Origin of the sequence: Bacillus sp. RIT 809 (assembly GCF_016892495.1) — a bacterium.
GTDB classification, from domain to species: Bacteria; Bacillota; Bacilli; order Bacillales; family Bacillaceae_G; genus Bacillus_A; species Bacillus_A cereus_U.
Genome location: NZ_JAFEMR010000048.1, coordinates 1 through 11,721, shown reverse-complemented (window position 1 = coordinate 11,721; position 11,721 = coordinate 1). Strand labels below are relative to the sequence as shown.

The following is an 11,721-nucleotide window of genomic DNA, read 5'->3' as shown; positions in this document are numbered from 1 at the left end:
GTTGCGAAGTACTGTGACACTCGAAAAATACGTAAAACTGCGTAGTACAGTTTATGAATATATGATAGAGCAAGATAAGCCAATATCATTGTTAGATATTCAAGAACATATCGTTTCGCATCATGAAGGAAAATTCACTAAAAAAATGTTACATCAATTTTATTTATCAAGACTATTAGATGAACTCAAACTGGATGGGAAAATTACTTTAGCTGATGATGAATATCGCTATGCTGAAAAAGGGGTATTTTATAAAGCGGGAAAAGGGAGCTAAGCTCTCTTTTTGTCTTGAAATAACGAAGTATGTAGCGTAAAAGACTGCTAAAGCAGCCTGATACAGGGAATGGTGTTGAGTGTGTAGTGTCAAAGATTGAATGTGCCTGAAAGAGGCACTTCATATCGGCTGCAAATGAAAAGAGACACCTCCGCCGAATAGGTGTCAGTCGTTTGTCACGTAGACTCGCTACTTGACAGTTATTAGAATAACATGCAGGATTTTGGAAGTCAAAAGGGAATTAAAGGAAGAGGTGTTGTTATGTACGCATATTTATTAAAAGAACTACATAGGTATATTCCGAAATACATTGTTGATAGAGGTTATGAATATTATGAAGAGGGACATGTAGAAGATGTTGAAGTACATGATAATAAAGTATTTGCTTTTGTGACTGGTAATGCAGGAAATTATGAAGTAGTTATTGATCTTGAAGATTTTGCAGAAAGTAGCTGCGAGTGTCCGTACGAAAATTATTGTAAGCATATGGCGGCGGTTGTGTATGATATTCAAGGTGCTGGCGAGAGTACAGTTAAAGAGCAATTGAAAGGTTTAGAAAAAGACGAGTTACTAACAGTATTAAATCGTTTGTTACAAGGTTCGAAAAATGTGCAAATCGTAGAGAAGATGTTAAAGAAGGGGAAACTTTAATTAAAGAGGGAGTTGTTTTGTAGTGAACGTACTAATTATATACGCTCATCCTAATCCTTCAAGCCTAAACGGGGCAATTTTAGAGCATGTGCAAAAAGGACTTGGGGAAACAAATCATTCTGTTACGCTACTTGATTTACATAAAGAACAATTTGATCCAGTGCTTGTATTTAATGAAGAGAAGAAAAGACGTGATTTACTAAATGAAGAAGAGACGAAGCGATATAGAGAATTAGTGAAAGCGGCGGATATTCTTCTTTTCATATATCCGATATGGTGGTGGGGCATGCCTGCTATTTTAAAAGGATTTATCGATCGTATTTTTGTAGCTGGATTTGCTTATAAATATGAGGGGTCATTACCAAAAGGGTTATTGAAAGGAAAGAAGGCGTGGGTTATTAATACGTTAGACTCACCGTTATGGTATGTGGCCCTATTATATCGATCAGCGGATTGGATTATGATGAAACGAGGGGTTTTACGTTTTTGTGGTATTCGCGATATAAAACGGTCAGTGTTTCAATCTGTGAAAACGAGTAAACTAGAGAAGCGTGAAAAATGGCTATTACAAATAGAAGAAAAGGCTCGTACATTATGAATGAAATAGATCGTATTATAAAGTGTTGCAATTGTGATGACGAACTTTTGCGTACGTATATTAATTGTTTAGTCCAATTGAAGAAATACAGCGAAACGTTTCAACAAATTCAAATACAATTAAGAAATGATTATTTAATAAGAGGAATTTGTGAAAGAGAAGTTGATGAGGTAATAAAGGGAAGTAAAGAATATGAAACATATTTTCTTCCTAAAGTATTGCAGTGGAATTTCCTTAAGAACAATCCTCATATGATTGGAAAAGTGTGTGAAGATTTGTTTACATATGAAGCATTAAATCATGCAGAGGTAGAGTGGAGGAAGGTAATAAGCTGTATAGATAACGAATGATTTATTATATAAAAAAGCTAGTATAAAACTAGCTTTTCGTTTAAATAAATAAGAAACATAGACTAATGATAAATCCTGCATATAGTAAGTTAACAACACAAAATCCCATAATATCACGAGCGCCTAAACCAGCTATCGCTAATGCCGGTAATGCCCAAAAAGGTTGAATTAAATTTGTCCAAGCATCGCCCCATGCAATTGCCATCGCTGTTTTCGCGGCAGGTACACCAAGTTCAGCGCCAGCTGGAATCATAATTGGTGCTTGCACTGCCCATTGACCGCCTCCAGATGGAACGAAAATATTTACAATGCCAGCACTTAAAAATGTAAAGAGCGGGAATGTGGTTTCATTTGAAATACTAATAAAGAAAGTAGAAATAGCTCCTCCAAGCGAAAGCCCTTCACTATTTACTCCAATCATCATCCCCATAATTCCAGCATAGAACGGAAACTGAAGTAAAATGCCTGAAGCACTCTTAGTTGAGTCAGAGAAAGCGCGAATATATTGAATCGGTGTACGGTGGAAAATAAGACCGGCAATCAATAACATAAAAATAACGATATCAAGTGTAAGGTTAAAGCCTTTCGTACTAAAATAGTTAAAAATATAAATAAGACCTAATAACCCGATGCAAAGTGTAATAATCATACTATTTTCCATTTTTTCAGCGAATGTTTTTTGCTCTACTTCTTGAGCGGCAGCCTCTTCATGGAACACGCTAGGGTCTACTGTAATCGTATGTTTTTCATCTGGATGCATTGCTTTATTAATGAGAGGCATCGTAACGAGAAAGATAAGAACTGGAACGAGAGCGTATGGTGAGAATAACGTTTCTGTTATTGGAATCGCTTCTTTAATACTTCCAGCGGTCGTTTTGATTAACGTTTCGCCGCCTGTTGCTAACGTAAGAGGGATAGAAGCAGAAAGGCCTGCATGCCAAATGAGAAATCCAGAGTAGGAAGAAGCAATTGCCAACCTATAATCTAATCCTTCTAACTGTCTTGCCACTTCTTTTGCATATAAAACAGATACAACAATACCAAATCCCCAGTTTATGTACGCTCCTAGTAAACTTACGATTGAAATTGCAATAATACCTTGTCCATTCGTTTTCGGTAGTTTCGCTGCTTTCGTTAATCCTTTTTTAATAAGAGGAGCGTTTGCTAATGCAGATTCTGTCACGAGTACAAGAGCCATTTGCATAGAAAAGGCGAGAAGTCCCCAAATGCCATTGCCCCAATGCGTAATCATTTCAACTGATGTTTGGTGCGTTGCAAACATGCCGAAGAAGATAACGAAAACGGTTAATAAGCATGATAAAATAAACGGTTCTGGTAAGAAACGCTGCACAAGGGCAACACATCCATTTGTAAATGAACGAAATAAAATAGATCAACCTCCTTATGTATATTTATCCCGCTATTTGCGGGTAGTAAAACTCCCACTTCAAAATTCGGATGGAGCAAAGAAGTTAGGTGGGAGTCGGGCTGCCCGTAAACGCCCGATTGGTGAGGGCTAATAATCAGTGGGGGATGAAAAAAAACCCACTGATTAAAGTTTCACTGTATTACAATATTCGAGGTTGTTTGAGTAATATCATTTAGTATACTGAAAATTCAGTTATCTAAGGCTGTTGTCGTAATGTATAGATAGATTGATATTTTATGTCGAAATGTTATTTCATTTTGAACTGAAATATTTCAAAGAGGGGTAGTACCCCATGCCCATCAACTTAAGAATTTTATAACACCCCCAAAATGAGAAAATTGTACATTTTCACATGAAGATGTACAATTTTCTCATTTTGGGGGTATTTGTATTTCTTAGCTTGATAGCGATGTGGCGGTACCCCTATTAGAACAAGTTATTTACTTATATTTTCATTGTTACTGAATCCTACTTCATGAGAAGTTTGTTTATATCCAAGATTGCCTCGTGTGAAAATAAGAACAAGCAAAGCAACAAAGCCTAATCCTATCCCGACAAATAAATCCGAATTTTTCAAAACAGGGTTGGTCGAATAAGGTTGTATCAAGCTAAACGTATTTATACTCGTATGAGCCAGCATGACAATAAATAAGTTACCGCGATGGCAGTTATACATCCAAGTGAGAATAATAGAAACCGGCAAACACAGCAAAATAAAAAGCGGCAAATGAAAATAAAGGAGAGAAAGGTCAGAACCTGGTCCGCCCTTTTGTGCAACCGTTAAGAAATGTGGAAGATGCCAAAAAGCCCACAAAACACCCAGTAGTAATGTTGCTTTTAATGGTCCAAATTTCGACTGTAATCGAGGCAAGGCGAACCCCCGCCATCCGATTTCCTCAGGGAGTGGTCCACCTCCAAAGAAGACAGCTACAAAATAGATGGGATAGGTCACAAAAAATTTAGAAGTAAGACCTTGGAAAGTGGGTATCCCTCCATTTAATATCACCATCCCCAGAAACATCACAGCAGGGAGGACGATAAGAGTAAACAAGTACCACTTTAAACCAACTTTAGTCTGTCTGATGCTTTTTCTAATGTTTTTCCATGATTCTTTGCCTTCAATAGCTCGAAACATGATATATGCCGCTAACATAGGTCCTACAAATGCATTGGCAATAAAGAACATATCAAACGATTTTGTTTTAGGAAAAATACCCCATTGAGATAAGATAAATGGAATTAATACAACCCATGAGAATAAATATGCCATTACAAAAAATGAAGTTAACGGATGGGATTCTAAAAACCTCCTCAGACCTGTTGATGAATTTTTCGACTTTGTTAAATACTTCAACATAATCACTCCTTCAACGAAAAATACTTCGATATGTACTAATTCTTTGTGTTTTCATAAAATGCCTTTTGATGTGACATAAAGTTAAGCAATTTGTAAGAAAGACGCGATACTAATAAAATCCCCTAACTTTGCTACATTTGGGGATAAGTTAGGGGATTTTATTTAGCAGGGAACGCAACATCTAAGTTTGAAAAATAGATTCCAGTATATTAAATACAGTCAAAGGGAAGTCAATAATGGATACAATTTTTTAGCTTGATGGCGATGGGGCGCTACTCCAGTCAGAGGTTTTGTAGTTAACATCCCCCCACTTATCAGTAGTCAAAAATGAATAGAATTTTCGTTTTGGGGTATTATGAGATCTTAAGTTGATGGGTATGGGGTAGTACCCATCAACTTAAGCAAAGCAAATAGCCCAAAACGTTAAAATTATAGTTTGTATATATAAATCGAAATAGTGTAAAAATATGTATTTTCGTTTATATCTCTGTTAATTAGATTTGACGAAAACAGAAATTGAAAAGAGTACTCTATATAGAAGGGAAAGAGGTGGTCATAGAAGAATATGTCCATCAAATTACGGTTTATGTAAGAGCCGGATTATTGAAGAAGGATATTAGCTATTTTTAACGAATTTTGAATTACAAACAAACTTTATCAAAAGTGGTGAGATAATATAGAGAATAAAACAAATTTCTCTTTGGATATGAAAATGGAAGAATATATAGTTAGCAAGCTTCGGAGCGCCGGTTGTGTTTTCGCAGAAGATGAGACCCGGTTACTTATTTTAGAGGCACTAACTCCAGAGGACCTTATGAAAATGGTAGAAATGCGAGTCAACGGTTTACCTCTGGAATATGTTGTTGGATGGACGGAGTTTTGTGGTCTACGAATAGAAGTGGATCGAGGCGTTTTTGTACCGCGTAAACGTACCGAGTTCCTTGTTCATCAAACAGAGGCTCTGTCACGTTCTAGTGATATCATTGTTGACCTATGCTGTGGATCAGGTGCTGTGGGCGCTGCACTGGCAGCAGCTTTGGGACGAGTGGAATTGTATTCTGTTGACATTGACCCTATCGCAGTGCAATGCGCTGGCCGCAATGTAACGAATTTTGGCGGTCATGCATTTGAAGGTGACTTGTATAAAGCTCTACCCCACTCACTTAAGGGCCATGTAAATATCCTAGTTGCGAACGTACCTTACGTTCCTACCGAAATAATAAAGTTTCTCCCCAGGGAGGCACGCCTACATGAACCAAATGTGACGCTTGACGGAGGTGAGGATGGTCTTAACATTCTGCGAAGAGTGGCAGAAGAAGCATTACTTTGGTTAGCTTTGGATGGACATCTTTTGATAGAGACAAGCGAAGTTCAGGCACCCCAGGCCTTTGAAATCTTTGCTGGTGCTGGGCTTAGCACGAAAGTGGCTAGAAACAAGGAACTGGACGCTACTGTCATTATCGGTTCTAATTCTAGATTTTAGAGTACCATTAGTGTTACGTACGTTTCAAATGGTATGACAATCCAAAGAGAATATAGTGTTTACTGATAGGTGGTAATAAATCAATGAAAAAAGAATGTGGAATAATCATATTGGTTTTGTTTTTTATTTTGAGTGCTTGTTCTAGTAAAAATAATATTACTTTTAAACAAGCAGATATTGAAAATGGAATAGTGTATGAATTAATTTCTAAAAATATTAATATGAACACTGAAATATCTTATAAAATAAAAATGACTAATAATACCGATTATGTTATTGCACAAAATAATGTTATGTTTTCATTTCCTAAATCACCTACAAAATCTGGACAAACAACAAATCCATTTAGAGTGTTAGCTAAAGGTAATAAGTTAAACATTAAACCTGGGGATAGTATTGTTTTAGAAGTATCATTTTCTCCTGATTTTTATTCTGAGTTTAAGAATACAGAAGTATCTAAAGCAAATCTGTATATAACAGGTTATATCGATAAATTAGCTGATGAAAATCATTTTGATTTTATTAAAAGTATTAATTTAGATTAAAAAAGTGCACCTCCGATTGTTAGACTGTGTCTAATAAACGAAGGTGCACTTCAAAGGAATCAACTTTTTTATTGAACTAAAGCACCTGTTAGCTTAATAGCAAATGATTACAACCGGCTATTTCTCCCAAAGTTCGATCAATCGACCTTCAGGATCTTTAATCCAAATAAACTTTCCAAATTCACTAATCTCTTCTTTCTTTTCAAGAGGTACACCAATTTGTTCAAGATGCTGAATAGTCTCGTTTAGATTATGTACTTGGAAATTTAACATCACTTGTTGTTCTGTAGGAAAATAACTGTCATTTTCGGCAAAGAAAGAAAAGATAGTCTCAGTTCCTAATTCGGGTTTAATCACAGTCCCATTCCAATTTTCTATTTCAATCTTCAACACTTCACTGTACCATTTTTTTATAACATCAAGATTCTTAGTTCTCCAAAATATTCCTCCGAAACCTTTTATCATCGTATCTAACTCCTGTCTGTCTTTTAATTTTTAATGTGACGTAGTATGTATTTAATATATCAAAACAAAAGAGTAATAGTAAGGAAAATCAGCAACTTATGAACAGTAAAAAATCATAATTGCTGGTGTAGCATTTACTACATTAACGATACCGACATCATTCTTCGCAGAACTTGGGAAACAAAAGCAAGATACAATTGAAATCTGAGCTAAGGGGTATAGCAATACTGACTCGTTTGAGGATAACTCTTCAACTTATAGTTCGCCTAAATAATCCTTGCAATAGTAAGGGGGAATAGGGGACCTGGAAAAATGAATAAAGCAATGAGAAAAGCCCGCACATGAAGTAAAAGCAATGTGCGGGCTTTTAAGTATAGTATTAAGAAGTTTCGCTAATTTTAGTCTCTGTATGAGTGTTAGTAGCAATTCTTTTCTTTATCTTAAAGTGATAGTAGGTGTAGCAAAAGATGATAAATGGTACAGTGCAATAGATTCCTAGTCTCTGACTTGGGATAAAGATAAGACTTATTAATATAATGCCATACAATCCAAAACCAAGAATTGGTACAAGTGGATAAAGTGGAGTTTTAAATTTTAAGTCTTCTAATTTTCCACCTTCGGCTAAATAATGTTTACGGAAAAAGAATTGAGAAACACAAATTGACATCCAAACAATAATTGTAATGACTCCAGAAATTGAAATCAGCCATAAGTAAACCGTTTCAGCAGCTACAACGCTTGTCAAAAGAGAAAAAGCAGAAATAGCTATCGTCAAGAGTAAAGCGTTTAGAGGTATCCCTCGTGATGATAATTTCTTTAAAAAGGCTGGAGCCATATCATTTTTTGATAATGACCAAAGCATTCGAGTTGCGGCGTACAGTCCTGAGTTTGCGACAGAAAGAACAGCAGTAAGAATAACAAAGTTCATAATATCAGCTGCATATGGAATACCTATATTATCAAATACAGCAACAAACGGACTCTTTGTTAATCCTGCCTCTTCCCAAGGAATTAAAGCCACGAGAACAAAGATTGCTAAGACGAAGAAAAACATCGTGCGCCATATTATATTTCTAATAGAACGAGGTAAAGTCTTTGCTGGATCTTCACTTTCACCTGCTGCGATTCCAACAAGTTCTGTACCTTGGAAGGAATAATTGACTGTAACCATTGTTAAAAGAATAGCGGCAAGTCCATTTGGGAATAAACCACCATGATTTACGAAATTTGAAAGAAGCGGAGCGGGTTCGTTTCCTTTTAAATCAATAAAACCGAACATAGCGGCGCCGCCAAGAATAATGAAAGCGATAATGGCAGATACTTTTATACTTGAAAACCAAAATTCTGTTTCTGCATAACTACGAGCAGATAATGCGTTAATAGTGAATATTGTAACACCAAATATTAAACACCAAACCCAGACAGGAATATCAGGAAACCATCGCTGCATTGTAATACCAGCAGTTGTAAATTCAAGACCAGTCGTATTCGCCCAGCTTAGCCAATACAACCATCCGATGGTAAATCCAGTTGCGGGATTGATGAACTTAGTGGCATATTCCTGGAAGGAACCTGAAACTGGCATTGCTACAGCAAGCTCACCAAGACATAGCATAACGAGATACATTAATAATCCACCGGCCATAAAGGCAAGTACGGATCCACCAGGTCCAGCTTGACTTATAATAAAACCAGATCCGTTAAATAACCCCGTTCCAATCACACCACCGAGTGCAATCATGAATAAATGTCTACCTTTCATCGTGCGCTTTAATTCATTGTTTGTATTGTTTACTTGCGTCATTGTTTTCCTCACTTTCATAATTGGTAGTATGAAGATTGATATTTTTCCGTATTATGGAATGTATTCCGTGATGTGAAATCTTGTTCTAATTTTCAGATAATTAAAAAGAAAAGTCAATATTTTTTTGTTTACGTTTTCATTTTTTTGATAGTGTTATATCTCTATTTTTAGAAAATTAAATAAATTAATTGATTTCAGTTTGAATTTTTGTTAAATTGATAGTTAATTAGGCTAAACATACTACAAGTAAAGTTGAGGCGAGTTATGGTACAGTCCATTGATCGAGCGATAGGTATTATTAAGTTACTGAATTCTACAAATGAAAAAGAGTATTGGGCTATTTCTGATATAGCTGATAGAACACATCTCCCGGTTAGTACAGTACATAGGTTACTGAACTCTTTGATGGAGCATGGGTTAGTTACGCAAATTTCAGAAACAAAACAGTACAAGATTGGGCCAATGTGGATGGAAATAGGATTACGTCAATTGGAGAAGGTAGACTACAGATCTGTTGCAAGAGAAGTAATGAAGCGTTTGGCCTCTGAAGTTGAAGAAAGTGTTTATTTGAACATTCCAAATGGAACACATTCTATTATCATTGAAAGAATTGATAGCCCTTTAAAAATTCGAGTTATCGATAACTTAGGGGAACAGATTCCACTTTCAATTGGCGCCGCAAATAAAACGATGCTTGCCAATATGAACACGAATGAAATGGAACACATTGTAGAACATTTACTTTCTTCTTTACCAGAACAAAAGCAAATTCTTTTCGATCAAATAAAGCAAATAAGAAATGAAGGATATGCTGTCAGTTATGGTGAAAAAACAGAAGGGACAGCTTCAGTAGCTGCACCTATTATCGGATTTAATCATAAAGTAGTAGGAGCATTAAGTGTTGGGTTAATTAGTCATCGCATTAATGATGATCGACTATCTTTTCTTATTAGTAAGGTAAAACAAGCAGCTCATGAAATATCAATAAAAATCGGCAGTACATCAGAATTATAATTTTGATAGCTGTCGTCATTTTTTATTCATATATTGGAATTGATTTTCATAATGCGGAAAAATAGGGGGATTTATATGTCAAAGTGGCAATCAAAAGAACAATTAGTGCAATTATTAAGCAATCTTGTTGAAATTCCTAGTATTACAGGTTCAGAAGCTGAAGTTATATTACCAGACTTTGTTGTAGGACAATTATCAGACTTACAGTATTTCAAACAAAATCCGCATCATTTGCAAAAAAATCCGACCGGGGATGGAAGATATTTTGTTACAGCGCTAGTAAAGAAAAGTGATAGTACGAAAAATACCGTAATTCTTGTTAGTCACTTTGATGTTGTAGATGTACAAGATTACGGAGTGTGGAAAGAAGATGCATTTAACCCTAAAAAGCTAACATCTATGTTTTATTCTCATAAAGATGAGCTACCAGATCATGTACGTGAAGATATAGAACAAGGAGATTGGCTATTTGGTAGAGGAACAATGGATATGAAATGTGGTCTAGCTTTACAAATGGCAATGGTTGAGCAAGCTTGTGAAGGAAAATTTGATGGGAATGTTCTTTTATTAGCTGTTCCAGATGAAGAAGTGAACTCTGTAGGGATGAGGGCTGCTGTTCCGAGATTATTAGACTTAGCAAGAGAACATGACTTAGAGTATAAAACGGTTCTAAATTCAGAGCCTATGTTTTCAAGGCATCCTGGTGACCAAAATAAGTATATTTATACTGGTTCTATTGGTAAGGTGTTACCTGGTTTCCTTTGCTATGGAAAAGAGACACATGTAGGCGAACCTTTTGCAGGATTAAATGGGAGTTATATGGCTGCATTATTAACAGCAGAATTAGAGTTGAATACGGACCTTTGTGATATTGTAGATGGTGAAGCGAGTCCACCACCAACTAACTTGCTTCAAAGAGATTTAAAGGAGGATTATTCTGTACAAATTCCTCATCGTGCTGTCACATTATTTAACTTGTTTTTACTAGAAAAAACGATGACAGATGTAGTTTCATTATTACGTCAAAAAGTAACGAAAGTAGCAGAGAAAATCGAAGAATCGTATGAGGAGCGAGCGTATCATTTTTCTAAGCATAATCCGTTCATACCGCCTAATCTCAAAGTAAATGTATTAACGTATGAAGAGCTTATCACTTATGCAATTGAACAACATGGAAGAGAAAAAATAGATGAAATTCAATCTAATATTATAAAAAATAGAGAAGATAAAGATGATCGTGCGGTAACCATTGATTTAGTAGACAAATTATCTATCTTATGTAAAGAAAAGGCTCCGATGATTGTACTTTTCTTTGCTCCGCCATACTATCCAGCTGTGAGTTCACGCAACAATCCTTTAATTAAAGAGGTAGTTGTAGAAATGGAAAAGTATGCCCACTATAATCATAGCATTACATTTGAAAATCAAAATTATTTTGGAGGAATTTCAGACTTGAGCTATGTGGGCTTACAAAACCCATTGGACTCAATGAGTTCTCTTGTAGACAATATGCCATTATGGGATAAAGGTTATTCAATTCCACTTCAGGAATTAGAAGAGTTTGACGTTCCAGTATTAAATATGGGGCCGGTAGGAAAAGATGCACATCAATGGACGGAGCGTCTGGACGTAAATTACGCATTTGAAACGCTATTAGATATGTTACCTATATGTATTGAAAAATTACTTGTTTCTAATAAAGTTACACAGTCATAGTGTTTGCATAAGAGAGAGAAAAGGACCGTAGTGAT

General features: G+C 35.8%; 12 protein-coding genes. 8 read left to right on the top strand and 4 right to left on the bottom strand.

Annotated elements, in window-relative coordinates; genetic code table 11:
- The first annotated feature begins 1 nt into the window (after position 1).
- The 4 genes from JTF23_RS26980 to JTF23_RS26965 all read left to right on the top strand — a co-directional run bounded on the left by JTF23_RS26980 (position 2) and on the right by JTF23_RS26965 (position 1,873).
- A complete protein-coding gene (locus JTF23_RS26980) occupies positions 2-274 on the top strand; it encodes a hypothetical protein (protein WP_085960913.1) in 273 nt (90 codons plus the stop codon).
- Between the two features lie 261 nt (positions 275-535).
- Entirely contained in the window at positions 536-925 is a 390-nt protein-coding gene (locus JTF23_RS26975) for an SWIM zinc finger family protein (RefSeq protein ID WP_204210247.1), read from the top strand.
- Positions 926-947: 22 nt separating this feature from the next.
- Positions 948-1,523, top strand: coding sequence for an NAD(P)H-dependent oxidoreductase (locus tag JTF23_RS26970; protein ID WP_002161107.1), 576 nt, complete (start codon positions 948-950; stop codon positions 1,521-1,523).
- Positions 1,520-1,873: a group-specific protein gene (locus JTF23_RS26965; protein ID WP_204210249.1), complete on the top strand. Its 354-nt coding sequence runs from the start codon at positions 1,520-1,522 to the stop codon at positions 1,871-1,873. Before JTF23_RS26970 ends, JTF23_RS26965 begins: the two co-directional genes overlap by 4 nt.
- A gap of 40 nt (positions 1,874-1,913) precedes the next feature.
- Here JTF23_RS26965 and JTF23_RS26960 read toward each other — a convergent pair whose 3' ends face one another.
- Positions 1,914-3,263 carry a short-chain fatty acid transporter gene (locus JTF23_RS26960; protein WP_204210248.1) on the bottom strand — a complete coding sequence of 450 codons (1,350 nt, stop codon included), beginning with the start codon at positions 3,261-3,263 and terminating at the stop codon, positions 1,914-1,916.
- Positions 3,264-3,738: 475 nt separating this feature from the next.
- A complete protein-coding gene (locus tag JTF23_RS26955; RefSeq protein ID WP_204210246.1) occupies positions 3,739-4,659 on the bottom strand; it encodes a CPBP family intramembrane glutamic endopeptidase in 921 nt (306 codons plus the stop codon).
- Between the two features lie 712 nt (positions 4,660-5,371).
- On the opposite strand from JTF23_RS26955, the gene JTF23_RS26950 reads away from it, so the two are divergent.
- Together JTF23_RS26950 and JTF23_RS26945 are read left to right on the top strand one after the other, a co-directional pair.
- A complete protein-coding gene (locus JTF23_RS26950; RefSeq protein ID WP_204210244.1) occupies positions 5,372-6,142 on the top strand; it encodes a putative protein N(5)-glutamine methyltransferase in 771 nt (256 codons plus the stop codon).
- Positions 6,143-6,225: 83 nt separating this feature from the next.
- Positions 6,226-6,687, top strand: a complete 462-nt coding sequence (locus JTF23_RS26945; protein ID WP_204210242.1) for a hypothetical protein — start codon at positions 6,226-6,228, stop codon at positions 6,685-6,687.
- Positions 6,688-6,804: 117 nt separating this feature from the next.
- Here the strand turns inward: JTF23_RS26945 and JTF23_RS26940 are convergent, their stop codons facing one another.
- Both JTF23_RS26940 and JTF23_RS26935 read right to left on the bottom strand, forming a co-directional pair.
- On the bottom strand, positions 6,805-7,152 hold the full coding sequence (locus JTF23_RS26940) for a VOC family protein (protein ID WP_002033235.1): 348 nt from the start codon (positions 7,150-7,152) through the stop codon (positions 6,805-6,807).
- A gap of 379 nt (positions 7,153-7,531) precedes the next feature.
- Entirely contained in the window at positions 7,532-8,956 is a 1,425-nt protein-coding gene (locus JTF23_RS26935) for an amino acid permease (RefSeq protein ID WP_002161112.1), read from the bottom strand.
- A 264-nt stretch (positions 8,957-9,220) separates the two neighbouring features.
- On the opposite strand from JTF23_RS26935, the gene JTF23_RS26930 reads away from it, so the two are divergent.
- On the top strand, positions 9,221-9,970 hold the full coding sequence (locus tag JTF23_RS26930) for an IclR family transcriptional regulator (protein WP_002120836.1): 750 nt from the start codon (positions 9,221-9,223) through the stop codon (positions 9,968-9,970).
- A gap of 75 nt (positions 9,971-10,045) precedes the next feature.
- On the top strand, positions 10,046-11,686 hold the full coding sequence (locus JTF23_RS26925; RefSeq protein WP_016105460.1) for a M20/M25/M40 family metallo-hydrolase: 1,641 nt from the start codon (positions 10,046-10,048) through the stop codon (positions 11,684-11,686).
- Positions 11,687-11,721: the final 35 nt, after the last annotated feature.